Genomic DNA, 23972 nt, shown 5'->3' on the forward strand with positions numbered 1-23972 from the left:
GGAAGTTGCTCGACACCCGCAGGTGACCGCTGCTTGACTCTTGGGTCCACCTGGGGAGGGGAGGCGCAGCCATGCGCAGTGGAGCCAAGGTCGCGATCGTCGGAGGCGTGTTCGCCGTCGTGGCGGGCGGGGTCGGGTACGGGGGCTACAACCTCTGGAACGGGGTCACGGGCGGCGAGACCTCCGTGGACACCAAGGCCGGTGACGCGCCGAAGACGGGACCCGTCACCACCGACGAGGTCACGGCCACCGCGAAGGACTTCCTGGCCGCCTGGGCGTCCGGGGACTCGGACCGGGCGGCACAGCTGACGAACGACCCGGTCACGGCGGGACCGGCGGTCGCCGGCTACCGGGCGGGCGCGGGCGTCTCGAAGGCGGTCATCACGCCGGGCGCGCCCGTCGGGGCGAAGGTGCCGTTCACGGTGAAGGCGACCGTCACGTACAAGGGCGTGTCGAAGGACTGGTCGTACGCCTCCGAACTGACCGTGGTGCGGGGGCAGACCACCGGCCGGCCGCTGGTGAAGTGGCAGCCGACGGTGCTGCACCCGAGGCTGACGGCGACGGGCACGCTGCGGACGGGTGAGGCGAAGACCCCCGCCATCAAGGCCGTCGACCACGACGGGGTCGAGCTGACGGCGGAGAAGTACCCCTCGCTCGGACCGGTCCTGGACGAGCTGCGCAAGCGGTACGGGGCGAAGGTCGACGGCTCGACCGGCGTCGAGACGTACATCGACTCGGGCAACGAGGCCGTCGCCGACACCACGCTCCTCGTCCTGGCGAAGGGGAAGCCGGGGACGCTGAGGACCACGATCGACGCGGGGGTGCAGGCGGCGGCGGAGAAGGCGGTGAAGCAGTACGACAAGGCGTCGGTGGTCGCGGTCCAGCCGTCGACGGGGGCCGTACGGGCGGTCGCCAACAGCCCGGCGGGCGGCTTCAACGCGGCGTTCGAGGGCCAGAAGATGCCCGGCTCCACGATGAAGATCGTCACGGCGGCGCTGCTCCTGGAGAAGGGGCTGGTGAAGGCGGACCAGGTCGCCGAGTGCCCGCCGAACGCCATGTACTACGGCCGGACCATCGAGAACCTGAACGGCTTCTCGCGGAACGGCGCGACCTTCGGGGAGAGCTTCGCCCGCTCCTGCAACACCGCCTTCATCAAGAAGATCGACGACGTCGGCGACGATTCCGCGCTGGGCAAGGAGGCCAAGGAGGTCTTCGGCATCGATCTCCAATGGAAGACCGGCATCCGGTCGTTCGACGGCAAGGTCCCCGAGGCGACGGGCGGCGGGGCGGCCGAGCAGTACATCGGCCAGGGCACGGTGCAGATGAACCCGCTGACCATGGCCTCGATCACCGCGACGGCGAAGGACGGACGGTTCCGGCAGCCGTACCTGGTCGCGGCGGACCTGGACGACCGGACCTTCGCCGAGGCCGAGCGGGAGCTGCCGGCGTCGGTGGCCCGGCAGCTGCGCGCCATGATGCGCACCACAGCGACGGCGAGCTATGGCACGGCGGTCCGCCCGATGGCTTCGGTGCGCGGCGACAAGGGCGCCAAGACCGGTTCGGCGGAGGTCGGCGGCCAGACGACGTCGGACAGCTGGTTCACGGCGTTCGCGGACGATCTCGCCGCGGCGGCCTTCGTGGAGGGCGCCGGTCACGGGTCGACGGCCGCCGGCCCGATCGTGGCGCGGGTGCTGAACGCGGACTGAGACCTCCGGAACCCGGTCGCGTGTCCCGTACACCGACCGCTAGCGTGCGGGCCATGACGACCCCACACGCTGATGCCCACCCCCAGTTCGCCGCAGCCCTCCGGGAGCTGGGGCTCGACGTCGAGATCCGGCGCTTCCCGGACGAGACGCGCACCGCGCAGCAGGCCGCCGAGGCCATCGGCTGCGAGGTCGCGGAGATCGTGAAGTCGCTGATCTTCGCGGCCGACGGGGTGCCGGTCCTCGTCCTGATGGACGGCGCCTCGCGGGTGGACGTGGAGCGGGTACGGCAGGAGCTGGGCGCGGAGAAGGTGACCCGGGCGGACGCGAAGGTGGTCCGGGAGACGACGGGGTACGCGATCGGGGGCGTGCCGCCGTTCGGTCACCGGACCCGGACGCGGGTCCTCGCCGACCGGGGCGTCCTGGACCACGAGGTGGTGTGGGCGGCGGCGGGCACCCCGCACACGGTCTTCGCGATGGACCCGAAGTCGCTGGTGGCGCACGCGGGCGGCACGCTGGTGGACGTCCGCGAGCCGTCGGCGTGACGCCGCTCGTCACGTTCGCGGTCCTCGTCGCGGCGGTCACGCACGCCGGCTGGAACGCGATCGCGCACGGCATCAAGGACCAGTTGCTCTCGTTCACGTTGATCTCGGGCGGCGGGGCGCTGATCGGCCTGACCGTGGCGCTGTTCGTCCCGTTGCCGGCGGCGGGGGCGTGGCCGTACCTGCTCGCCTCCGCGCTGCTCCACATCGGCTACTACGTCCTGCTGATGCGCTCGTTCGCGCTCGGCGACTTCGGCCAGATGTATCCGATCGCGCGCGGTACGGCCCCGCTGGTCGTGACCGTCCTGGCGGCGGTCTTCGTGCACGAGGTGCCGGGCGGCTGGCAGTTGCTCGGGGTGGCGGTGGCGTGCGCGGGCCTGACGGGCCTCGCGCTGTGGGGCATCCGGGGCGGCGGGAGCCGTCCGCACTGGCCGGCGCTGCTGGCGGCGGGCGCGACGGGCCTGTCGATCGCGCTGTACACGGTCGTCGACGGGGTCGGCGTCCGCGCCTCCGGCACGCCGCTCGGCTACATCGGGTGGCTGATGATCATGGAGGGCCTGGCGATCCCGGCGTACGCCCTGTGGACCCGCCGCGCGGCCCTCCTTCCCCAGCTCCGCCCGTACGCGGCCCGGGGCCTCCTCGGCGCGGCCCTCTCGGTCGCGGCGTACGCCCTGGTCCTGTGGGCCCAGACGAAGGCCCCGCTGGCCCCGATCGCCGCCCTGCGCGAGTCCTCGATCATCGTGGGCGCGGCCATCGGCGCCCTCTTCTTCAAGGAACGCTTCGGCGCCCCGAGGGTCGCGGCGGCGGGCCTGATGGTGGTCGGCATCGGGCTGATGCTGCACGCGGGGTGAGCCCGAGAACCTGACGGTGCCTCGGCCGACGTCCCGCTCCTGACCCGGACTTGCGTCTCCCGTAGGGGGAGACCCCAGGGTGGGGGCATGGACGAGGACACCGGGTTGGGGATCGGGGAGCTGGCGCGGCGGGGTGGGGTGTCGGTGAAGACCGTGCGGTTCTACTCCGACGAGGGGATCCTGAGGCCCGCCGGGCGCAGTGCCGCCGGGTACCGGCTGTACGGCGCCGACGCCGTCGCGCGGCTCGCGTTCGTGCGGACCCTGCGGGACCTGGGGATCGATCTGCCCACGATCCGGCGGGTGCTGGACCGGGAGGTCGCGCTGCCGGAGGTCGCCGCGCTGCATGCCGAGGCGCTCGACGTGCAGATCAGGGCCCTGCGGTTGCGGCGGGCCGTGCTGACGGCGGTGGCCTCGCGTGGATCTACTCCCGAGGAGACGGAACTCATGAACAGGCTCGCCCGGCTTTCCGAGGATGAACGTCGCCGTCTCGTCGGGGACTTCCTCGACTCCGTCTTCGGCGGGCTCGGCGCCGAGACCGTGTTCGCGGGGGTCAGGCGGTCCCTGACGCCCGAGTTGCCCGACGATCCCGGGCCCGAGCAGATCGGCGCCTGGGTCGAACTGGCCGAGCTGTGCCAGGAGCCGGGGTTCCGGGACTCCGTGCGCCGGGCGGCCGTGGGGGAGGCGGAGGGCTTCGGCGGCGTGCCCCGGCCCGGGCTCGCCGCCGTCGTACGGGACGTGGCCGGGCCCGCCCTCGCCACCGGGCTCGATCCCCGGTCCTCCGGGGCCGAGCCCGTCGTACGGAATGTGCTGGACCGTTGCGCGGTCGATCGGGTCGAGTTGGTGCGGCGGCTCGAGGGGCTCGTCGATCCTCGTCGCGAGCGGTACTTCGAGCTGCTCGCCGTCGTCAACGGATGGGCCCCGCCCGAGAGTCCCGCCCCCGCGATCGAATGGGTGCTGCGCGCGCTCAGGCCCTAGCGCTCGCCCAGCACCTCCGCGAAGTGGGTGTTCACCGCCAGCAGGCCGCCGTCCACACGGAGGGTCGTGCCCGTGATCCAGGACGCGTCCCGGGAGGCGAGGAAGGCGACGGCGGCCGCCACGTCCTCCGGGGTGCCGACGCGGCCCAGCGGGTAGACGCGGGTGGCGAGGGCCGTGAGGTCGGCCTCCCGGCCCGCCCAGGCCGTGGTCGCGATCGTGCCCGGGTTGATCTGGTTGACCCGGACTCCGCGCGGTGCCGCGTCGCCCGCCAGCGTGCGGGTGAGGGAGGCGAGGGCCGCCTTGGAGGCGCTGTAGGCGTGGTTGCCGAAGTCCGCCTCCGCGTTGACCGAGCCGATCGTGACGATCGCCCCGCGCCCGCCGGCCGCCGCGAGGTGGGGCAGGGCCGCGCGGGAGCAGCGGACGGCGCCCATCAGCGTGACGTCCAGCTGACCCGACCAGCCCGTGTCGGGTTCGTCCTCGAAGCGGTCCCGGTCGGCGGCGACGGGGGCGAGGGCGTTGTTGACGAGGACGTCGAGGCCGCCGAAGGTCTCCACCGCGCACGCGACGGCCGCGTCCACCGACTCCTGGTCGCCCACGTCGCAGCGCGCCGCCACCGCCCCGGGGAGTTCCCCGGCCGTCCTCCGGGCCGCTTCCTCGTCGATGTCCGTGACGAGGACCCGGGCGCCCTCCGCCGTGAGCCGCCGTGCGGTGGCCGCGCCGATGCCGCGCGCCGCGCCCGTGATCAGTACCGCGTACCCGTCGAAGCGTTCGCCGATGCCCATGGGCCGATCCCAGCACCCCAGGAAACCTTTTCGCAACATGGCGTTCACCGAATTCGCGGACGAATACCCAGAGAAAGCGGACTCTCGGCGATTCGGCCAGGGCCGAAAGACTTTGACACCCACCCGATGCGAATACCACGATCGACCCCGTCGACGATCACTTTTTGACCCAGGGGGAAGAAATGGCTTCGCAGCAGCATGCACACGATACGTACGGCTCGTATGAATCCGGTGTCGAGGAGATCTGCGCATCGCTTTCCTCCCGGAGCTTCGACCTGATCACCGGTGACAAGGTGAAGCAGCTCCTCCTCCGCCGCTCCGAGACCGCGATCGACGACCTGGAGTCCTTCCGCGACAGCTGGTCCCGCATGCCGCTCGACGGGTACATGGCGGACGGCGGGCGCTACCGCCGTCGCCGCCACGCGACGCTCAGCGCGCCCCGGGCGAGCGCCGACTACCGCATCGAGGAGCACCAGCCGCACTACCAGGGCCTCGACTACAACAACCTCAACGGCGGCGTCGCCCGGCACTACGAGCCGTTCGAGGAGCAGAGCCTGCGCGGCCGCACCATGGACAGCCTGCTCACGCTGGGCTGCGACGTCTTCGGCCGCCTCGCCCCCTACTCGGGCTGGCACATCGAGGCCCACCAGTTCCGCATCGAGGTGAACGGCGAGGAGGTCGGCCTGCCGACCCCCGAGGGCGTCCACCGCGACGGCGTCACCTTCGTCCTGATGGCGATGATCGGCCGCTCGAACGCCACCGGCGGCGAGAGCACCGTCTTCAACCTGGACAAGCAGCCGGTGGAGAAGTTCTCCCTCACCGACGTCCTCGACGTGGCGCTCGTCAACGACGAGCGGGTCTTCCACGGCGTCACGCCCATCGAGCAGATCGATCCCGCCCTCCCGGCCTCGCGCGACGTGCTCGTGATCACCTACCGTCACAAGCCGTAAGTGTCCGGTGCGGCGCGGGGGGCGGCCACTACGGCGTCCCCCGCGCCCGCATTCCACCCGAGTGAGAAGACGGGAAAATGGGTCAGCTCATCGCCGTAGCGGTCATCACCATTCTGGCAGTCATCAGTCCCGGCGCGGACTTCGCGATGACCGTCCGGAACAGTTATTTGTACGGGCGGACCGCCGGCGTTCTCGCCGCCGTCGGTATTTCCCTGGGTGTTCTCGTCCATGTCACCTACACCATGCTGGGCGTGGGACTTCTGGTGACGCGGACCCCGATGCTTTTCACCGCGATGAAACTGATCGGCGCGGCGTACCTGGTGTACATCGGATACAAGACCTTCGTCGCCAAGGCCCAGGTGGACATCGACCTGTCGGCCGATGCCGGTCTCTCGAAGGCGGGGGCGCTGCGCACCGGATTCCTGACGAACGCGCTCAACCCGAAGACCATGCTCTTCGTACTGAGCACCTACACCCAGGTCGTCAGCGCCGACACCCCGGTCTTCCAGCAGATCGGCTACGGCCTGTTCATGTCGTTCGCGCACCTGGTGTGGTTCGCGCTGGCCGCGGTGCTCTTCTCCAACCAGAGCCTGCGCACCCGGCTGTTGCAGCGGCAGCGCGTGCTCAACAAGGTCATCGGGACCGTGCTCGTCGGGCTCGGGATGGTGCTCGCCCTCACCCCGGCCGTCGCCTGAGCCCAGGGGTCAGACGGCCGAGACCTTTTCCACGCGCGGCTCGGCGATCGCCCGGTAGTCCTCGGCGGAGAGGGCGATCGAGCGGTCGAGCCGGGCCGCGTTGAAGAAGAACTCCGGGTGGACCAGCAGGTCCGGGTCCACGATCAGTTCGAGCCGCTCGTCGAAGGCGAACGGGAGGATCGTGCCGCTCGGGGAGCCCGCGAGCTCCTCGGCGATCTCCGGGGAGGCGAAGGAGACGTACGTGCCGCCGTACAGCGCCTTCACGGCGCCCAGGTCGATGCGCCGGTCGCCCGGTACGACGACGAGCGCGAAGCGCTTCTCCTTCTTGCCGATCTTCACCATGGCGATGATGCACTTGGCCGCCCGGTCGAGCTCGTGGCCCCGCAGCGCGCTGACCGCCTCGGTGGCGCCCTCGGGGGCGTGCTCGATCACCCGGTAGGCCGCGCCGCGCTCGTCGAGGAGGGCGAGCAGCTTCCCGTACGTGTCCGCCTCGACACCCGTGGCATCCGTGGTCATTCTGTTCCTCCTGGATTCAACTGGTTTCAACTGGTTCGGTTTTCCGGTGCGTTGACCCTACGCCTGGTGTCCATGTGCCGGAGCAGCGCGACACCCGGGCCGTCCAGCTCGTACAGCACCCGCACGCCCTCCCTGCGCCGCCGCACCACGCCCGCGGCGACCAGGGACGCGAGGTGTTCGGAGACGGTGCTCGGGGCGAGGCCCAGGGTCGCGGCCAGGTCCGAGGTGGTGGTGGGCGCGACGAGGCCGCGGACGACGCCGGCCCGGCTGCGGCCGAGCAGGATCTCCAGGCGGTCGCCCCGCGCCGGGCCGCCGGCGGGGCCCCGCCGGTCCGGCGGCGTCTCCCCGACGAGTACGGCGGCCCCCTCGGCCCGGTACGCCACGGCCGCCGTCCCGTCCGGCGCGGACGCCGCGTACGGGGCTCCCCGGCCGAACACCAGGGGGACGAGGACCAGTCGGGAGACGTCCGGCACCGCGATCCGGCCGCTCGCCCCGGCGACGTGCAGCCTCAGCGTGTCGCCGTGTCGCGCGAGCCGCCGTCCGCGCAGGGAGCCGAGGAGCCGCTCCGGCCCCTGGGTGGCGAGGATCCGGGCGCGCAGCAGGATGTCCTCCTCCGTCGCGACCCGCAGGGGTGCCGCGTACGGGGCCAGGGCGGCGTGCCAGTACCGGGGCAGGAACTCGCAGAGTTCGGCGAGGCGCGCCCGCGGGTCCTCGTACAGGGGGCGCACCTCGGCGGGCACGCCCTGCGGGAACCACTGGTCGAGCTCCTCCCGGACACGGGCCGGGGAGACGGCGCGGAGCGGGGCGAGGTCCGCCGCGAGGTCGCGCCCGGCCGATAAGGCGGGGGACGGGACGACGAGGAGGAAGGACGGGAGGGCGCCACCGCGGATCCGGTAGAGAGGGGCGAGCCAGCCCGGGATGGTCACCCCGGCCCGGGTCAGTGAACGGCGGGCCGCCCGGTCCCAGTTGGTGTACGGCCAGGGCGCGAGCCCCTGTCGTGTGGAGAGCAGCCCGATGCTGCCGTACGTCTCCCAGAGTCGGCTGTCGGCGATCCGGACCGTCCCGTACCCGGTCCGCCGCGGCGGAATCTCGATCACCCTGCACCCCCGTGCCCGCTCCATCGGTCGGTGGAGCGGCCACACGGTATCGGCCAGGTGGCCGGTCGACTGCCGGCGACCGCTCACAATGTCAGGTCGCCCGTCCCGGTGGGTGAGGCCCGGAACTCAGGCCCCCGTCACCGACCGCACCGCCCGTATCAGCGCCTGGGCGCGCGGGTCGGCCGTGACCGTCTTCCGCATGCCGTTGGTGACGTACCCGAAGGCGATCCCCGCGTCCGGGTCGGCGAAGCCGAGGGAGCCGCCGCGGCCGGGGTGGCCGAAGGAGGACGGGCCGAGGAGCGGGGAGGCCGGACCGTGCAGCATGTGGCCGAGGCCGAAGCGCGTGCCGACGAGCAGCACCTTGTCCAGGCCCGCCGACTCCTCGGTCCGCGCGAGCGTGAGGGTGTCCGGGGTGAGGAGGCGCTCGGCGCCGTCCACGGGGCCGAGGGTGGCGGCGTAGAAGCGGGCGAGGGCGCGGGCGGTGGCGACGCCCGCCGAGCCGGGCAGTTCGGCGGCCCGGTAGACGGGGTCGTTCTCGTCGGGCTTGGGGTCGATGACCCCGAAGGCCCGCCGGGTGAGGGAGTCCGGGTCCTGGTAGGCCTCGGTGACGGAGCGCTTGGGGCGGAGCTTGAGCGCGCCGCTGCCGGGCGGGTCGATCTCCTCGACGGGGCCGAGCCGGCCGACCCGGTGGGCCTCGGCCTCGGGCAGGCCGATCCACAGGTCGAGGCCGAGGGGGCCGGTGATCTCCTCGGCGACCCACTGGCCGATGGTGCGGCCGGTGACCCGCTGGACGAGGCCGGAGAGCAGCCAGCTGAAGGTGTGGGCGTGGTAGCCGTGGGCGGTGCCGGGCTCCCAGACGGGGGCCTGGGCGGCTATCGCGGCCGTCGCCGTCGGCAGGTCGACGGCCTCGGCGAGGGTGAGCGGCCGGTCGAGCACGGGCACCCCGGCCCGGTGGGCGAGCAGCTGCCGTACGGTCACCCGGTCCTTGCCGGCGGCCTTGAACTCGGGCCAGTACGAGGCGACGGGGGCGTCCAGGTCGAGCAGGCCGCGCTGGTGCAGGAGCAGCGGGACGGCGGCGGCGACGCCCTTGGTGGCCGAGCGGACGACCTGGGCGGTGTCTTCGGACCACATGTCCTGGCCGTCGGCATCCTTGGTGCCCGCCCACAGGTCGACGACCTTCACGCCGTCCCGGTGGACGGCGACGGCCGCGCCGCGCTCCCCCCGCTGCTCGAAGTTGCGCAGGAACGCGTCCCTGACCGGCTCCCAGCCCGCCGCCACCGTGCCCTGGACGTCCACCTGACCCACACTCTCTTTCGTTCGACCGGCTCCCATGGTGCAACGCGAGGGGGGACGGTCGGATTCCGGGGTCAGGTGGACGCCGGGGGGGCCTCAGACGAGGCTGATCGTGAACGTCCTCACGCCATTCAGCAGCTCGGCGTGGACCGAGCCACGAGCCTTGTCGTACCTCCCGGTGCCGCCGGTGATCGCGTTGTCGAAGGAAGCGTCCGGGTCGAGGTAGTTGTAGAACATGCCCGCCACGACGAGCTGGCCGTCCGCGAGGGTGTAGGTCACGAGGCACTGCTCGGCTTCATCGCTGCCGCCCCGGGTGGTGGTGCAGGTGCCGTTGGTCTCGCCGACCTCGTTGCCGTCCAGGTCGGAGAGGATCGAGCGGACGACGACCCGATCGCCCTGCGAGACGACGCCGGGGGTGGTCGATACGGGGAAGCGGTGCACCTCCTGCACCACGCCCGTGAGGGTGATGACCCGGGCTTTGCCCGTGGTCTGGGCGGAACCGGTGTCCGTCGCGGCGGCGCCCGCTACAGATGTGCAGGTGAGAAGGGCGACCAGTGTGGCCGTGCCGAGACAGGCGGCTCTGATGGGGCGCATAGTGCGACTCCTGAGGGTGATGTCCATGAAGGGGATCGAACGACGAACTGTCATCCGATTCCCTTCATAACCTCGGCGCCGCCACCGCTCGGAGCTTCCCGGCACGACCCACCGGCATGTCCAGCCGGTCGGAGCAAAGTCAGGCCACGGAACTCGGCACGAAGCCGAACGGCAGCTCAAGGCGGTGCCGGGCCATCAGCTCCTCGTCCGAGAGGATCGCGGCGGTCGGACCGTCCTCCGCGATCACGCCCTCGCTGAGGATCAGCGAGCGCGGGCAGAGCTCCAGGGCGTACGGCAGGTCGTGGGTGACCATCAGGACGGTGACGTCGAGGGTGCGGAGGATGTCGGCGAGCTCGCGGCGCGAGGCCGGGTCCAGGTTGGAGGACGGCTCGTCGAGGACGAGGATCTCCGGCTCCATCGCGAGGACGGTCGCGACGGCGACCCGGCGGCGCTGTCCGAAGGACAGGTGGTGCGGGGGCCGGTCGGCGAACTCCGCCATGCCGACCCGGTCCAGGGCCCTGCGCACGACGGCTTCCAGCTCGGCGCCCCGGACACCGGCCGCCGCCGGGCCGAAGGCCACATCCTCGCGGACGGTCGGCATGAACAGCTGGTCGTCGGGGTCCTGGAAGACGATGCCGACCTTGCGTCGGATCTCGGCCATGTGCTTCTTGCCGACCGGCAGCCCGGCGACGGTGACCGTGCCCGCGCCGCCGGTGAGGATGCCGTTGAGGTGGAGGACGAGGGTGGTCTTGCCGGCGCCGTTGGGGCCGAGGAGGGCGACCCGTTCGCCGCGCCCGACGGTCAGGTTCACGCCGAAGAGGGCCTGGTGGCCGTCGGGGTAGGCGTACGCGAGGCCGGTGACGTCGAGCGAGGGGGCGGTCATAGGGTCCATCCCAGGAGGCAGATCAGGAGTGCGGTGAGCGGCAGCGCGGCGGCGTACGTCCACTGGGCGCGGGTGGCGGTCACCTCGTCGATGACCGGCATGGTGCCGGCGTAGCCGCGGCTGACCATGGCGAGGTGGACGCGTTCGCCGCGCTCGTACGAGCGGATGAAGAGGGCGCCGGCGGACTTGGCGAGGACGCCCCAGTGGCGGACGCCCTTCGCCTCGAAGCCGCGCGAGCGGCGGGCGACGGACATGCGGCGCATCTCGTCGGTGATGACGTCCCCGTACCGGATCATGAACGAGGCGATCTGGACGAGCAGCGGCGGCAGCTTCAGCCGCTGGAGGCCGAGGATCAGGGCCCGCAGTTCGGTGGTGGAGGCGAGGAGCACGGAGGCGGCGACGCCGAGGGTGCCCTTGGCGAGGACGTTCCAGGCGCCCCACAGGCCGGGGACGCTCAGCGACACCCCGAGGAAGGTCGTCTGCTCGCCGGGGACCACGAAGGGCATGAGCAGCGCGAAGGCGACGAACGGGATCTCGATGAGCAGCCGCTTGAGCAGGAAGCCGGCCGGGATCCGGGCCTTCGCCGCGACGGCCGCGAGGAGCGCGGCGTAGAGGGCGAAGGCCCAGACGGCCTCGCGGGGCGTCGAGACGACGACCACGACGAAGCCGAGGACGGCGACGAGCTTGGTGTGCGGGGGCAGCTCGTGGACCGGCGACGGTGCGTGCCGGTAGAGCTTGTGCGCGTGCCCCGCTCCCATGTCAGGCGTTCACAGCGGTCTTGCGGCGGCGGACGATCCAGAAGGCGCCGGTGCCGACGGCGAGGGTCGCGCCCACGCCGATCACGCCGGCCAGGCCGCCGGAGAGCCGGGGGGCCTCGATGCCCTTGACGCCGTAGTCGGCGAGCGGGGAGTCGGCGGCGGCGTGGTCCTCGGCCTTGGCGTCGATGCCCTTGTCGGCGGCGACCTTCTCCAGGCCGTCGGGGCTGGCGGAGGCGTAGAAGGAGACGAAGCCGGCGAGGACGAGGGCGGTGACGAGACCGCCGATCCACAGCTTCTTCGGGGGGCGGGCGGCCACCGGGGCCGGGGTCGCGTCGATCAGCTCGCCGTCGACGCGGAGCTTGAGGGGGGCGGTGAGGCCGCGGGCGCCGTACACGAGGTCGGGGCGGACGGCCACGACGGCGCCGACGGTCAGCATGGTGATGACGGCCTCGCCGACGCCGATGAGGACGTGCACGCCGACCATGGCGGTGAGGACCTTGGAGACCGGTACGTCGGTGGTGCCGCCGATCGCGTAGATGAGCGTGAAGACGGCGGCCGCGGCCGGTACGGAGACGAGCGCGGCGGCGAACGAGGCGGCGGTCACCGAGCGGCGGGTGCGCGGCAGGACGAGGACCAGGCCGCGGAAGAGGGCGTAGGCCACGACGACGGTGACGACGCCCATGACGGTGATGTTCACGCCGAGGGCGGTGAGGCCGCCGTCGGCGAAGAGGATGCCCTGCATGAGGAGGACGACGGCGATGCACAGGACGCCGGTCCAGGGCCCGACGAGGATCGCGGCGAGCGCACCGCCGAGGAGGTGTCCGCTGGTCCCCGCGGCGACGGGGAAGTTCAGCATCTGGACGGCGAAGATGAAGGCCGCGACGAGGCCGGCGAGGGGCGCCGTCCTCTCGTCCAGTTCGCGCCGGGCTCCGCGCAGGCCGGCGGCGACGGCGCCGGCGGCGACGACACCGGCGGCCGCCGATACGGGGGCGTTGATGAATCCGTCAGGTACATGCACGTCCCGAATGATAGAGCGCTCCTGCAAAGAGCTTGCAAGAGCGCATGGGTCACAGGACGGCGGCGCAGGGACGCACGTGACCCCGCGCACACCCGTCGCCGTACACGCATGCACCCGGCGGTCACCGGGAAGGAGTGGGACATTAGTCGATAAGAGGACAAAACGTGAGGAGCCCCCGATGGCCGGCGCGCACGACCGAAAAGTCGACGACCACGCCAAGGGACGGATCATCAGCGACGCCCCACTCTCCCGGCCCGTCCCGGTGTCCCTCCGTTACGACCCCGAGTCCTCCCCCGCGACCGTCCGTCTCGGCTTCCCCGGCGCCGTCGAGTGGTCCTTCCCGCGCGCGCTCCTGGAGACCGGCCTGCGCGCGCCTACCCGTCGCGGCGACATCGGGGTCTGGCCCTGCGGCCGGGTCCAGACGGTCGTCGAGCTCCACACGGACGACGGGGTCACCGTCGTGCAGTTCGACACGACGGCCCTCCTCCGCTTCCTGAAGCACACGTACGCCGCCAGTACGTCGATGACGACACACTGACGGCGTACGGCCTCAGGACCGGGAGGTTCAGACCTTCACGAGGTCCGGCCTTTCGGCGCCGGGCCCGTCGGCGGACTTCGCGAGCCCCTCGCCCTCCACGTCCACGTTCGGCAGGATCCGGTCCAGCCACTTCGGCAGCCACCAGGCCTTGTGGCCGAGCAGCGCGAGGACGGCCGGGACGATCGCCATCCGGACCACGAAGGCGTCGAAGAGGACCGCGACGGCCAGGCCGAAGCCGATCATCTTGATCATCTGGTCGGTCATGCCGATGAAGCCGGAGAAGACCGCGATCATGATCACCGCGGCGGCGGTGACCACCCGGGCGCTGTGCCGGAAGCCGGTCACGATCGCCTCGCCGGGACGCTCGCCGTGCACGTACGCCTCGCGCATCCGGGTGACGAGGAAGACCTCGTAGTCCATCGCGAGACCGAAGACGACACCCACCATGAAGATCGGCATCATCGACATGATCGGGCCGGTCTGCTCGACCCCGAAGAGGCTGCCGAGCCAGCCCCACTGGAAGACCGCGACGACCGCGCCGAGGGCCGCGACCACCGAGAGCAGGAAGCCGAGGGCCGCCTTCAGCGGGACGAGGACCGAGCGGAAGACCAGGGTCAGGAGCACGAAGGCGAGGCCGACGACGAGGGCCAGGTAGGGCACCAGGGCGTCGTTCATCTTCTGCGAGAAGTCGATGTTCAGCGCGGTGGCGCCGGTGACGAGGACGTCGTCGCCGGTGGCGTCCCGGATGTCGTGGACCAGGTTCTCGGTCTCGGCGGAGGACGGCCGGTCCTTCGGGACCACGGTGATCATCGCGGCGTCGCCGGCCTTGTTCGGGGTCGCCGGGGTGACCGCCGCCCAGCCGTCGAGGCCCTTGATCGTGGAGACCGTCCTGTCGGCGGTCGCCTTGTCGCCGTCCACGACGACGAGCAGCGGGCCGTTGAAGCCGGGGCCGAAGCCGTCGGACAGCGTGTCGTACGCGCGGCGCTCGGAGGTGGAGGTCGGCTTGACGCCGTCGTCCGGGAGGCCCATCTCCAGGGAGGCGGCGGGCACGGCGATCGCGCCGAGGCCGAGGACGCCGACGATCAGCACCATCAGCGGGCGGCGGATGACGAAGCGGGCCCAGCGGGTGCCGCCGTTGGGCTTGCCCTCGTCCTTCACGAGCCCCTTGCGCTGCTTGCGGCCGACGACCTTGTTCCCGGCGAAGCCGAGCAGGGCGGGGATCAGCGTGAGCGCGATGAGTACGGCGATCACGACCGTGCCGGCGGCGGCGAAGCCCATCTTCGTCAGCATCGGGATGTTGACGACGGCCAGGCCGACGAGGGCGATGACGACGGTGAGTCCGGCGAAGACGACGGCGGAGCCGGCCGTGCCGACCGCGCGGCCCGCGGCCTCCTCGTTGTCCCGGCCGTCGGCGAGCTCCGCGCGGTAGCGGGACACGATGAAGAGGGCGTAGTCGATGCCGACGGCGAGGCCGATCATCGACGCGAGCGTGGAGGTGGTGGTGCCGAGGTCCAGGACGTTCGCGAGCGCGGTGATCGAGGAGACGCCGATGCCGACGCCGATGACCGCGGTGAGCAGCGGGAGTCCGGCCGCGACGAGCGAGCCGAAGGTGATGACGAGCACGATGCCCGCGAGGACGATGCCGATGGCCTCGCTCGCGCCCTGCTCGGGCATGGTCTGGAGGGCGTCGCCGCCGACCTCGACGGTCAGCCCCTTGCCCTGCGCGTTGTGTCCGGCCTCCTTGAGGGCCTCGCGCGTCTCGTCGGTCAGCTCCATGGCGTTGACCTTGTAGGAGACCGAGACGTAGGCGGTGGAGCCGTTCTGCGAGACGGCGTGCGCGGTGTACGGGTCGGTCACCGAGACGATCTGGTCCGAGCCCGACTTGAGCGCGGCGACGGTCTCCTCGACGACGGCCTTGTGCGCGGCGTCGGTCATCTTCTCGCCCTCGGGGGCCTTGAAGACGACGCGGGCGGTGGCCCCGTCGGCTCCGGCGCCCGGGAAGCGCTCTTCGAGCAGGTCGAAGGCGCGCTGGGCCTCGGTGCCGGGGATCGAGAAGGAGCTGGAGGTGGGGGTGGGCGCGGTGGCGGCACCGACGCCGGCGATCGCGAGGAGCGCCACCCAGAGGAGGGCGACGAGCCGTCGGCGCCGGAAGGCGGTGCGGCCCAACTTGTAGAGGAACGTGGCCACGGGGGCGTACTCCCAGTGTGGGGCGGGACAGGGCATGGGGAGCCGGCCCGACGGCGTGAGCGGTTCGACGTCAGGTGGAGAGAAAGCGGTGGTGCGGGATCAGAGGTGGTGCGGGATCAGACGCCGAGTGAGGGGAGCACGACGGCGTCGATGTAGGCGCTGAGGAACGCGCGGTCGACCGGTTGATCGTCGATCAGCGGCCGGGCGATGAACGCACCGATCAGCATGTGCGGGACGAGTTTCAGCGCCGGGTTGTCGGCGTCGACCTCGCCCCGGCGGACCGCTCTGCGCAGCACTTCGTCGAGGCCGTTCATCTCGGGTTCGATGAGCAGCTCGCGCAGTGCCCGGTGCAGTTCGGGGTGGGTGTGGACGGCATGGGCCAGGCCCCGCATCAGCGCGGAGTCCTTCTCCATCTGGCAGTCGTCGGTCCTCGCCATCAGCTCGTGGAAGTCGCCGCGCAGCGAGCCCGTGTCGATCTCGGAGAGATCGGCCGGCTTGTTGGCGCGCAGCGCCCGGGCGACCAGCTCCGGCTTGCTCCCCCACTGGCGGTAGAGGGTGGCCTTGCTGGAGTGGGTGCGGGCGGCGACGGCGTCCATGGTGAGGGCGTCGTAGCCGACCTCGCGGAGGAGGTCGAGCACGGCTCCGTGCAGCTCGGACTCCCGCTCGGGGGTGAGTCTGCTGCGGGCCATGCGGAACCTCCGGACCGAACGAAACGGTTTCGTACAGTACGAAGATACCCCCGCCCCCAGCGAAACGAAACCGTTTCGTACGTGTCCTGGGCCACACGGCGTCCCCACCCCACAGGACGCCCGCATACACGTACGAGTTGCCTCACCCCCTCCGCGCGGAAAGCATGAGGAGGTGAGTGACGACGTCGCGTATCTCCGTTTTCCGCACCTCCACGACGACCTGCTGTGCTTCGCCGCCGAGGACGACCTGTGGCTCGCACCGCTCGTCCCCGAGGGCCACAGCCCCGGCCGGGCCTGGCGCCTCACCGTCGACCGCACGCGGGTCGGCCACCCGCGCTTCTCGCCGGACGGCCGGCACATCGCGTACACGAACTGGCGCAGCCTCGACCCAGAGATCCATCTCGTCCCCATCGACGGCGGCCCCGCCCGGCGGCTCACCTACTGGGGCTCCACCGACACCCGGGTCTGCGGCTGGACGCCCCCCGACAAGGACGGCCGCTCCGACATCCTCGCCGTCTCCTCGCACGGCCAGCCCTTCTCGTACTACTCCTGGGCCTACACCGTCCCCACCGACGGCGCCCCCGGCCTCCGCCTGCCCTGGGGCCCCGTCTCGGACATAGCCGTGACCGACGACACCGCGATCACCGGACAGGACGGCGAGCGCCGCAGCCTCCTCCTCACCGGGAAGCCCCCGCACGAACCGGCCGCCTGGAAGCGCTACCTGGGCGGCGCCACCGGCCGCCTCTGGCTCCACGGGGAGCGGCTGCTGCCCGACATCGGCGGCCACCTCGACGCCCCGATGGCCGTCGGCGGGCGGATCGCCTTCCTCTCCGACCACGAGGGCGTCGGCAACCTCTACTCCTGCCAGCCCGACGGCACCGACCTGCGCCGCCACACCGACCACGACGAGTTCTACGCCCGGCACGCCTCCAGCGACGGGCACCGCGTCGTCTACCAGTGCGCGGGCGAGCTGTGGATCGTCGACGCCCTCACCGCCGACTCCCGCCCCCGCAGGCTGGAGGTCCGGCTCGGCGGGCAGCGCGTCGGCCGCCGCTCCTACCAGGTGCCGGCCGCCCACCACATCGACGCCCTCTCCGTCGACGAGACCGGCCGGGCCTCCGCCGTCTCCGTGCGCGGCAGCCTGTACTGGCTGACGCACCGCGACGGCCCCGCCCGCACGATCATCGACACCCCGGGCGTCCGGGTCCGGCTGCCCGAGATGCTCGGCAGCGGCGGCCAGGTCGCATACGTGACCGACGCCGAGGGCGAGGACGCCGTCGAGGTCGCCTACCTGCCGCGCGCCAGCGGCGACCGGCCCCCGCGCCGCCTCGCCTCCGGCGACCTCGGCCGGGTCGAGGAACTGATCGCCGACCCCGACGGCGAACGCCTCGCCATCGCCGCCCACGACGGCCGGCTCCTCCTCCTCGACGCCACCGAGGACTCCAACGGCGAGGTCACCGAACTCATCAGGTCCGTCAACGGGCCCGTCCGCGACCTCGCCTTCTCCCCCGACGGCGACTGGCTCACCTGGTCCCACCCGGGCATCGGCCGCTCCCTGCGCTCCATCAAGATGGCCCGCATCTCCGGCCCCGGCGCCCGCACCGTCGTCGACGTCACCAACGGCCGCTTCGAGGACGAGAACCCCGTCTTCACCCGCGACGGCCGCTACCTCGCCTTCCTCTCCTGGCGGGGCTTCGACCCGGTGTACGACGTGCACACCGGCGACCTGTCCTTCCCGCTCGGCTGCCGCCCCTACCTCGTCCCGCTCTCCTCCGCCACCCCCTCCCCCTTCGCGCTGCTCCCCGACGGACGCCCGGCCGCCGGCGGCCTCGACCCCGCCGACGACGACACGGAGACCGCCGACGGCACGGTCACCGTCGAGATCGAAGGGCTCCCCGACCGGGTCACGCCCTTCCCCGTCGCCGCCTCCAAGTACTCGGCGCTGCACCCGGTCAGCGGCGGCGGCCTGGTCTGGCTGCGCTGGCCCATCTCGGGCGCGCTCGGCGAGACCTTCGCCAACCCGGCCGACACCTCCGGCAAACCCACCCTGGAGCACTTCTCCATCACCAAGGCCCGCAAGAGCGAACTCGCCAAGGACCTCGACTGGTTCGCGGTCAGCGGCGACGGCACCCGGCTCGTCGTCGCCGACGAGGGCGAACTGCGGGCCGTGCCCGCCACCGAGTCCGGCGACGGCGACTCCACCGTCTACCTGGACCTGCGGCGCATCCTGCACGAGATCGACCCGGGCGCCGAGTGGCGGCAGGCCTTCGACGAGGCCGGCCGGATCGTCCGCGCCTACTTCTGGGAGCGCGGCATGGGCGGGGTCGACTGGACGGCCGTCCTCGACCAGTACCGGCCGCTCGTCGAACGGGTCGCCTCCCCCGACGAGTTCGCCGACCTGCTCCGCGAGGTGATGGGCGAACTCGGCACCTCGCACGCGTACGTCACTCCCGCCCGCCGCAACGAGGGCCCACCGCACTACCAGCGGCCCATGGGCCTCCTCGGGGCCAACCTCGTGCCCCGCGAGGCCGGCTGGACCGTGAAGCGGATCCTGCCCGGCGAGTCCTCCGACTCCAAGGCCCGCTCCCCGCTCGCCGGCACCGGCATCCGCGAGGGCGCCGTCCTCACCCACGTCGACGGCCGGCCCGTGGACCCCGTCGCCGGCCCGTACCCCCTGCTCTCCGGCACCGGCGGCACCACCGTCGAGCTCACCTTCACCCCCGCCGAGGGCGAGGGCCGGGCCCGCCGCGTCGCCGTCGTCCCGCTCGTCGACGAACGCCCGCTGCGCTACCAGGACTGGGTCGCCAAACGCCGCGCGGTGGTCCGCGAGATCAGCGGCGGCCGCTGCGGCTACCTCCACATCCCCGACATGGGCGGCTCGGGCTGGGCCCAGTTCAACCGCGACCTGCGCATGGAGGTCTCCCGGCCGGCCCTCATCGTCGACGTGCGCGGCAACGCCGGCGGCAACATCAGCGAACTCGTCGTCGAGAAGCTGACCCGCCGGATCCTCGGCTGGGACCTCACGCGCAACGCCCAGCCCGTGTCGTACGCCTCCAACGCCCCGCGCGGCCCCGTCGTCGCCCTCGCCGACGAGGCCACCTCCTCCGACGGCGACATGATCACCGCCGCCTTCAAGCTCCTCGGCCTCGGCCCGGTCGTCGGGCAGCGCACCTGGGGCGGGGTCGTCGGCATGACCGGCCGCCACCGGCTCGGCGACGGCACCCAGATCACCGTCCCGATGAACGCGGCCTGGTTCCCCGAGTACGGCTGGTCCCTGGAGAACCACGGCGTCGAACCCGACCTCGCGGTGCTCCGCACGCCGCTGGACTGGGCCGAGGGGAGGCACGCCCAGCTCGACGACGCGGTCCACGTCGCCCTCGCCCTCCTCGACGAGACCCCGGCGGCGAGCCCCCCGGGCTACGAGTCCCTCCCGGACCGCTCCCGCCCGAAACTGCCGCCGAGGCCGGAGACCCCCTAGGAGGCCAGTCCGAGGTCGAGTTCGTAGGCGGCGCCGGCCCGCCCGTCGAGCGTCACGCTCCCGACCACTCCGAAGCCGACCCGCCCGAGCACGGCCCTCGACCCCGCGTTGTCGAGGGTCGTGACGGCGGTCAGCCGGCTCAGCCCGTACTCCTCCCGGGCCAGCCGGCACAGCTCCCGCACCGCGGCCGTCGCCACCCCGCGCCCGGTCGCCCTCTCCGCCACCCGGTACCCGAGCTCGGCGCCCCCGTCGGCGACGTCGATCAGGTTGAACCGCCCGAGGATCTCCCCGCCCTCCCCCACGAGCACGTGGAATCGGATGGTCCCGGTCTCCTGCTCGTCGAGCAGCGCCTGGTGCCGCTCCGCGAAGTCGGTGAAGTACGCGTCCCCCCGGTCGGGCACGGACGCGGCGAAGTACCCCCGGTTCTCCCGCTCGAAGACGAGCAGGGCGGGCGCGTGGTCGGGTCGGAGTCGCTCAAGTACGGCCATGGCGGTCACGGTACGAAGATCCGGCCGCGGGCGCGCGTGAGTTACTGGCCAAGATCCGCTTTCGAGCACGCGCGAAGGCGGCGCATCCGGCATCCCGGGCGCCACTCTCGGGCACGCGCGAAGGCGCACCCGGCATCCCGGGCGCAGCTCTCGGGCACGCACGAAGGCGCACCCGGTCTCCCGGGTGCGCCTCCGTCAAGGACGGGCCGAGGTCAGGCGTCGTAGTCCTGGTCCATGCGGTCCTGGGCCTCCTGCTGGGCCCGGCGGGTCTCCTCCTCGGAGCGCTCGCGGCCCTGCTGGGCACGATCGGACGCCTTGCCCTTCGCGTCGTCCATCGCCTGCTTGGCCTTGTCCGCGGCCTGCTTCGTCTTGCCCTTGATCTGGTCTTGCATGCCCATGAGGGTTCACTCCTAGAAGGGTGTGAGGGGGCCCGGGGCGATGTGCTCCTCGGGCCTCGATCAGCCTTGCACGAGCGAACATTCCACGCATTTCGATCAGTTACGGACGGTTACCCGCGGCGGCCCCGCCCGTCCGCGCCTGCTCGTCGGCCGCGCCGCCCGCGCCCACCAGGCCCTTGGAGACCGAGCTCAGGCGCGGCTCGAAGCGCCGCATCTCGCGCTGCCCGACCGTGGCGATCAGGCCCGGCAGGTAGCCGCGGACCGACTGCATCCCGCGCAGCCACCACTGCGCGTACACATGGGCCGAGCGCCGCTCGATGCCCGCGACGATCCGGTCGACGGCCGGGCCGAGGGGGTACGTGCGGTTCGAGGGCCACGGCAGCCGCTGCCGCAGCTCCTTCATCACGTCGTCCTGGTCCGCGCCCCGCACCATGTCCGTGTCGGTCCAGGACAGATAGCCGACGCCGACCTTCACCCCCTTGTACGCGACCTCGGCGCGCAGGCTGTGCGCGAAGGCCTCGACGCCCGACTTGGAGGCGCAGTACGCCGTCATCATCGGGGCCGGCGTGAGAGCGGCGAGCGAGGCGATCTGGAGGAAGTACCCCCGGGACTCCATGAGGACCGGCAGGAACGCCCGGCCCGTCACCGCGCCGCCGATCAGGTTGACCTCGATGACCCGCCGCCAGGCGGCCGGGTCGGAGTCGACGAAGGGACCGCCCGCCGCGACACCGGCGTTGGCGACGACGATGTCGACCTTCCCGAACCGTTCCTTCACCTCGGCCGCGACCCGGGCCATCGCCTCGTGGTCGGTGACGTCGGCGTGCCACCAGTCGGCCTCGGTGTCCAGACGCCCGGCGACCTCCTTGAGCTGCTCCGGCTCCAGACCGACGAGCGCGATCTTCGCGCCGCGTGCGGAGAGCTTGCGGGCGAGGAGCTCCCCGACACCGCGGGCACCTCCGGTGACGACCGCGACCTGTCCTTCCAGGCTCACCCTGCTCACGCCCCTGCCTCCTCGTTCTCCTTCACGCCCAGGTACGTGAGGGTCAGTTCACGGATCTGTGCGGTGACGGCCTCGGGGGCCTCCACCGGCGTCATGTGGCCCATGCCGGCCAGCTGGACGAGCCCCGTGCAGTGCGGCAGCGCCTCCGCCATCACATGGGCGTGGACGGGCGGGGTGAGCCGGTCGGCGGTGCCGACGAGCACGGCCACCGGCAGCCGGAGCTCCCGCAGCCCCGCTTCGAGGTCGAGTCCGGCCAGGACCTGCGACCAGCCGTAGCGGGCGCCGCGTGGGCAGGCGTGCACGATCCGGGCACAGGCCTCGACCCGTTCCGGTGCCGAACCCGGTCCCATCGTCGCGTACCTCAGGACCTTCTTCGACACGGCGCTGACCGGGCCGAGCGGCGCCTTCGCGCCGAGGACCGCCTTCGTCAGCCGGGTGCGCGGGCCGCCGGGCCGGAGCGGTACGACGGTGGCCTCGGCGGTCAGCCGCGAGGGCCCGGTGGAGCAGAGCAGGACGGCGGCGGCGTGCTGCCGGAAGGCGGGCCGCCCGGCGGCCGCCATCATCGTCATGCCGCCCATGGAGTGGCCGGCCAGGACGGCCCGCTCGCCGGGGCCGAGGGTGGCCGCGAGCACCGCCTCCAGGTCGTCGGCGAGCGCGGTGGTCGAATAGCCCCCTGCTGCGGGCGCGGGAGACCGGCCGTGGCCGCGCTGGTCGTAGGCGATGACCCGGTGATCGGCTGCGAGGGACCGTATCTGCTCGGCCCAGAAGGCGATCGAGCAGGTCCAGCCGTGGGAGAGGACGACGGCGGGCGCGTCCTCGGGGCCGTACACCTCGACGTGGATCGGGGTGCCGTCGGCGGAGACGGCGGTGAGGGCGCGGGACTCGGGCAGCGAGGTCAGGTGCCGGCTCACTGGGCGGCCTCCTTCTTCTTGGCGGTACGACGGGCGGCGGGTTCGGCCCTGGCGGCGCGGATCACCTCGTACTCCGAGAGGTCGACCTGGCGGGTCTCGCGCCGGAACTCGGCCGTGGTGCCCGGCCACAGGGTGGTGTTGCGGCCGCTGGCGTCGAGGTACCAGCTGTTGCAGCCGCCGGCCTTCCACACGGTCCGCTCCATCCGGGACTGGACCTTGCGGTTCCAGGCGCCGACGGCGGAGGGGCGGACGGCGAGGGCGGCGCGGCCTCCCAGGACCTTGAGCTGGCGGAGGTAGTCGGCCATGTAGTTCAGCTGGGACTCGATCATGAGGATCATGGAGGAGTTCCCGAGGCCGGTGTTCGGGCCGATGATCATCATGAGGTTGGGGAAGCCGCCGGCGGTGGCCCCGCGCAGCACCTGGACCCCGTCCTTCCAGGACTCGGCGAGCGTGTGCCCCTCGGCGCCGACGACGCGCTCGGCGATCGGGATGTCGGTGACGTGGAAGCCCGTGCCGAAGACGATCGCGTCGACCTCGGTCTCGGAGCCGTCGGCGGCGACCACGGTCGAGCCGCGGACCTCGCGGAGCCCGGAGGCGACGACGTCCACGTTGGGCTGGGCGAGCGCCGGGTAGTACGTGTTGGAGAGCAGGATGCGCTTGCAGCCGATGCGGTACGAGGGCGTCAGCTTGGCCCGCAGCTCGGGGTCCTTGACCGCCCGCGCGATGTTGGCCTTGGCGAGCTTCTCGACGAGGCCGAGTTCGTTCGGGTGCTTGGTGAAGGCGCCGACCTGGAGCTCGCGGATGCCCCAGAGGATGCCCCGGCGCAGGGTCGCCGTCGCGGGGAGCGTGCGGTGGAGCCAGCGCTCGGGGGCGCTGATCGCCCGGTCCATGCGGGGCATGACCCACGGGGGCGTGCGCTGGAAGAGGGTGAGCCTCCCGACCTCGCGCTGGATCTCGGGCACGATCTGGATGGCGGAGGCGCCGGTGCCGACCATGGCGACGCGCTTGCCCCGGAGGTCGTAGTCGTGGTCCCACTGCGCCGAGTGGAAGACCTTGCCGGGGAAGTCGGCGAGACCGGGGATGTCGGGGATCTTGGGGTCGGAGAGCGGTCCTGCGGCGGCGATGAGGACCTCGGCGGTGAAGGTGCCGCCACTGGTCTCGATCTCCCAGCGCAGCGCCTCCGCGTCCCACCGCGCCTGGAGCATCTCGTGGTTCAGGCGGAGGTGCGGACGGATCCCGAAGGTGTCCGTGACGTGCTCCAGGTAGGCGCGGATGTGGCGCTGTCCGGAGAAGGTGCGCGGCCAGTCCGGGTTGGGCGCGAAGGAGAAGGAGTAGAGGTGGGAGGGGACGTCGCAGGCGCAGCCGGGGTAGCTGTTGTCGCGCCACGCGCCGCCCACGGAGTCGGCCCGCTCCAGGACGACGAAGTCGGTGATCCCTTCGCGGCGCAGCCGGACGGCGGCCCCGATGCCGCCGAATCCCGACCCGATCACCGCCACCCGTACGTGCTCGTGCTTCGCCATGCCGCCTCCCGTGCGCCTGGCCCATTCCGCCAGCAATCACTGGCACAGTCGGGACTGTAGAGCAGCTCCATACCGAGCGGTAGGGGTACGACGAGGGAAAGTTACC

Annotated in this window: 23 protein-coding genes; 8 read left to right on the forward strand and 15 right to left on the reverse strand. The window is 72.2% G+C overall.

Annotation, left to right across the window (positions count from 1 at the left end):
- The first annotated feature begins 71 nt into the window (after positions 1 to 71).
- The 4 genes from ACN9M0_RS14495 to ACN9M0_RS14510 all read left to right on the forward strand — a co-directional run bounded on the left by ACN9M0_RS14495 (position 72) and on the right by ACN9M0_RS14510 (position 4071).
- Positions 72 to 1706 (forward strand): penicillin-binding transpeptidase domain-containing protein, encoded by a 1635-nt coding sequence (locus tag ACN9M0_RS14495; protein ID WP_426403709.1) that lies wholly within the window; start codon positions 72 to 74, stop codon positions 1704 to 1706.
- Positions 1707 to 1759: 53 nt separating this feature from the next.
- A complete protein-coding gene (locus ACN9M0_RS14500) occupies positions 1760 to 2248 on the forward strand; it encodes a YbaK/EbsC family protein (protein WP_426403710.1) in 489 nt (162 codons plus the stop codon).
- Entirely contained in the window at positions 2245 to 3096 is an 852-nt protein-coding gene (locus ACN9M0_RS14505; protein WP_366039176.1) for an EamA family transporter, read from the forward strand. The genes ACN9M0_RS14500 and ACN9M0_RS14505 overlap by 4 nt, the downstream gene beginning before the upstream one ends.
- 87 nt (positions 3097 to 3183) lie before the next feature.
- Positions 3184 to 4071 (forward strand): MerR family transcriptional regulator, encoded by an 888-nt coding sequence (locus ACN9M0_RS14510; protein ID WP_426403711.1) that lies wholly within the window; start codon positions 3184 to 3186, stop codon positions 4069 to 4071.
- On the opposite strand, the gene ACN9M0_RS14515 is transcribed toward ACN9M0_RS14510, so the two are convergent.
- Positions 4068 to 4853 (reverse strand): SDR family NAD(P)-dependent oxidoreductase, encoded by a 786-nt coding sequence (locus ACN9M0_RS14515; protein WP_366039174.1) that lies wholly within the window; start codon positions 4851 to 4853, stop codon positions 4068 to 4070. The two genes, ACN9M0_RS14510 and ACN9M0_RS14515, sit on opposite strands and share 4 nt — an antisense overlap.
- A gap of 182 nt (positions 4854 to 5035) precedes the next feature.
- Between ACN9M0_RS14515 and ACN9M0_RS14520 the strand changes: the two genes are divergently transcribed.
- Together ACN9M0_RS14520 and ACN9M0_RS14525 are read left to right on the forward strand one after the other, a co-directional pair.
- Positions 5036 to 5803, forward strand: coding sequence for a 2OG-Fe dioxygenase family protein (locus tag ACN9M0_RS14520; protein WP_366039173.1), 768 nt, complete (start codon positions 5036 to 5038; stop codon positions 5801 to 5803).
- A gap of 77 nt (positions 5804 to 5880) precedes the next feature.
- On the forward strand, positions 5881 to 6498 hold the full coding sequence (locus ACN9M0_RS14525; protein ID WP_366039172.1) for a LysE family translocator: 618 nt from the start codon (positions 5881 to 5883) through the stop codon (positions 6496 to 6498).
- A 9-nt stretch (positions 6499 to 6507) separates the two neighbouring features.
- On the opposite strand, the gene ACN9M0_RS14530 is transcribed toward ACN9M0_RS14525, so the two are convergent.
- From ACN9M0_RS14530 to ACN9M0_RS14560, 7 genes are all read right to left on the reverse strand, one after another.
- Positions 6508 to 7014, reverse strand: coding sequence for a YbaK/EbsC family protein (locus tag ACN9M0_RS14530; protein ID WP_366039171.1), 507 nt, complete (start codon positions 7012 to 7014; stop codon positions 6508 to 6510).
- A 26-nt stretch (positions 7015 to 7040) separates the two neighbouring features.
- On the reverse strand, positions 7041 to 8111 hold the full coding sequence (locus ACN9M0_RS14535) for an ArsR family transcriptional regulator (protein ID WP_426403712.1): 1071 nt from the start codon (positions 8109 to 8111) through the stop codon (positions 7041 to 7043).
- A gap of 126 nt (positions 8112 to 8237) precedes the next feature.
- Positions 8238 to 9407, reverse strand: a complete 1170-nt coding sequence (locus ACN9M0_RS14540) for a serine hydrolase domain-containing protein (protein ID WP_366039206.1) — start codon at positions 9405 to 9407, stop codon at positions 8238 to 8240.
- A 93-nt stretch (positions 9408 to 9500) separates the two neighbouring features.
- Positions 9501 to 9998, reverse strand: a complete 498-nt coding sequence (locus ACN9M0_RS14545) for an allene oxide cyclase barrel-like domain-containing protein (RefSeq protein WP_366039169.1) — start codon at positions 9996 to 9998, stop codon at positions 9501 to 9503.
- A 139-nt stretch (positions 9999 to 10137) separates the two neighbouring features.
- Complete coding sequence (locus tag ACN9M0_RS14550) at positions 10138 to 10890, reverse strand: energy-coupling factor ABC transporter ATP-binding protein (RefSeq protein WP_399698659.1); 753 nt, start codon at positions 10888 to 10890, stop codon at positions 10138 to 10140.
- Complete coding sequence (gene cbiQ / locus ACN9M0_RS14555) at positions 10878 to 11639, reverse strand: cobalt ECF transporter T component CbiQ (RefSeq protein WP_426403713.1); 762 nt, start codon at positions 11637 to 11639, stop codon at positions 10878 to 10880. The genes ACN9M0_RS14550 and cbiQ overlap by 13 nt, the downstream gene beginning before the upstream one ends.
- 1 nt (position 11640) lies before the next feature.
- Complete coding sequence (locus ACN9M0_RS14560; RefSeq protein WP_399698656.1) at positions 11641 to 12657, reverse strand: energy-coupling factor ABC transporter permease; 1017 nt, start codon at positions 12655 to 12657, stop codon at positions 11641 to 11643.
- 178 nt (positions 12658 to 12835) lie between these two features.
- Between ACN9M0_RS14560 and ACN9M0_RS14565 the strand changes: the two genes are divergently transcribed.
- The gene (locus ACN9M0_RS14565) at positions 12836 to 13195 is read left to right on the forward strand and encodes an SsgA family sporulation/cell division regulator (protein WP_366039164.1); all 360 of its coding nucleotides are present in this window, start codon (positions 12836 to 12838) and stop codon (positions 13193 to 13195) included.
- Between the two features lie 27 nt (positions 13196 to 13222).
- Here ACN9M0_RS14565 and ACN9M0_RS14570 read toward each other — a convergent pair whose 3' ends face one another.
- Entirely contained in the window at positions 13223 to 15382 is a 2160-nt protein-coding gene (locus ACN9M0_RS14570) for an MMPL family transporter (protein ID WP_366039163.1), read from the reverse strand.
- A 116-nt stretch (positions 15383 to 15498) separates the two neighbouring features.
- Entirely contained in the window at positions 15499 to 16071 is a 573-nt protein-coding gene (locus ACN9M0_RS14575) for a TetR/AcrR family transcriptional regulator (RefSeq protein WP_366039162.1), read from the reverse strand.
- 172 nt (positions 16072 to 16243) lie between these two features.
- On the opposite strand from ACN9M0_RS14575, the gene ACN9M0_RS14580 reads away from it, so the two are divergent.
- Positions 16244 to 19549, forward strand: a complete 3306-nt coding sequence (locus tag ACN9M0_RS14580; RefSeq protein WP_366039161.1) for a S41 family peptidase — start codon at positions 16244 to 16246, stop codon at positions 19547 to 19549.
- Here ACN9M0_RS14580 and ACN9M0_RS14585 read toward each other — a convergent pair.
- From ACN9M0_RS14585 to ACN9M0_RS14605, 5 genes are all read right to left on the reverse strand, one after another.
- A complete protein-coding gene (locus ACN9M0_RS14585) occupies positions 19546 to 20037 on the reverse strand; it encodes a GNAT family N-acetyltransferase (protein WP_399698651.1) in 492 nt (163 codons plus the stop codon). The two genes, ACN9M0_RS14580 and ACN9M0_RS14585, sit on opposite strands and share 4 nt — an antisense overlap.
- 212 nt (positions 20038 to 20249) lie before the next feature.
- Positions 20250 to 20435 carry a hypothetical protein gene (locus ACN9M0_RS14590; RefSeq protein WP_366039159.1) on the reverse strand — a complete coding sequence of 62 codons (186 nt, stop codon included), beginning with the start codon at positions 20433 to 20435 and terminating at the stop codon, positions 20250 to 20252.
- 100 nt (positions 20436 to 20535) lie between these two features.
- Positions 20536 to 21435, reverse strand: a complete 900-nt coding sequence (locus tag ACN9M0_RS14595) for an SDR family oxidoreductase (protein ID WP_426403714.1) — start codon at positions 21433 to 21435, stop codon at positions 20536 to 20538.
- A complete protein-coding gene (locus ACN9M0_RS14600) occupies positions 21432 to 22346 on the reverse strand; it encodes an alpha/beta fold hydrolase (protein WP_426403715.1) in 915 nt (304 codons plus the stop codon). Before ACN9M0_RS14600 ends, ACN9M0_RS14595 begins: the two co-directional genes overlap by 4 nt.
- On the reverse strand, positions 22343 to 23866 hold the full coding sequence (locus ACN9M0_RS14605) for a flavin-containing monooxygenase (RefSeq protein ID WP_426403716.1): 1524 nt from the start codon (positions 23864 to 23866) through the stop codon (positions 22343 to 22345). Before ACN9M0_RS14605 ends, ACN9M0_RS14600 begins: the two co-directional genes overlap by 4 nt.
- Positions 23867 to 23972: the final 106 nt, after the last annotated feature.

Origin of the sequence: Streptomyces sp. R-07 (assembly GCF_049913175.1) — a bacterium.
Classification (GTDB): Bacteria; Actinomycetota; Actinomycetes; order Streptomycetales; family Streptomycetaceae; genus Streptomyces.

Bases quoted from the DNA above. Each gene is read 5' to 3' on its own strand.
- cbiQ (WP_426403713.1), bottom strand. From the start codon at position 11,639: ATGGGAGCGGGGCACGCGCACAAGCTCTACCGGCACGCACCGTCGCCG.
- ACN9M0_RS14525 (WP_366039172.1), top strand. From the start codon at position 5,881: ATGGGTCAGCTCATCGCCGTAGCGGTCATCACCATTCTGGCAGTCATC.
- ACN9M0_RS14575 (WP_366039162.1), bottom strand. From the start codon at position 16,071: ATGGCCCGCAGCAGACTCACCCCCGAGCGGGAGTCCGAGCTGCACGGA.
- ACN9M0_RS14520 (WP_366039173.1), top strand. From the start codon at position 5,036: ATGGCTTCGCAGCAGCATGCACACGATACGTACGGCTCGTATGAATCC.
- ACN9M0_RS14590 (WP_366039159.1), bottom strand. From the start codon at position 20,435: ATGGGCATGCAAGACCAGATCAAGGGCAAGACGAAGCAGGCCGCGGAC.
- ACN9M0_RS14545 (WP_366039169.1), bottom strand. From the start codon at position 9,998: ATGCGCCCCATCAGAGCCGCCTGTCTCGGCACGGCCACACTGGTCGCC.
- ACN9M0_RS14565 (WP_366039164.1), top strand. From the start codon at position 12,836: ATGGCCGGCGCGCACGACCGAAAAGTCGACGACCACGCCAAGGGACGG.
- ACN9M0_RS14495 (WP_426403709.1), top strand. From the start codon at position 72: ATGCGCAGTGGAGCCAAGGTCGCGATCGTCGGAGGCGTGTTCGCCGTC.
- ACN9M0_RS14515 (WP_366039174.1), bottom strand. From the start codon at position 4,853: ATGGGCATCGGCGAACGCTTCGACGGGTACGCGGTACTGATCACGGGC.
- ACN9M0_RS14530 (WP_366039171.1), bottom strand. From the start codon at position 7,014: ATGACCACGGATGCCACGGGTGTCGAGGCGGACACGTACGGGAAGCTG.
- ACN9M0_RS14585 (WP_399698651.1), bottom strand. From the start codon at position 20,037: ATGGCCGTACTTGAGCGACTCCGACCCGACCACGCGCCCGCCCTGCTC.
- ACN9M0_RS14510 (WP_426403711.1), top strand. From the start codon at position 3,184: ATGGACGAGGACACCGGGTTGGGGATCGGGGAGCTGGCGCGGCGGGGT.
- ACN9M0_RS14550 (WP_399698659.1), bottom strand. From the start codon at position 10,890: ATGGACCCTATGACCGCCCCCTCGCTCGACGTCACCGGCCTCGCGTAC.
- ACN9M0_RS14500 (WP_426403710.1), top strand. From the start codon at position 1,760: ATGACGACCCCACACGCTGATGCCCACCCCCAGTTCGCCGCAGCCCTC.
- ACN9M0_RS14605 (WP_426403716.1), bottom strand. From the start codon at position 23,866: ATGGCGAAGCACGAGCACGTACGGGTGGCGGTGATCGGGTCGGGATTC.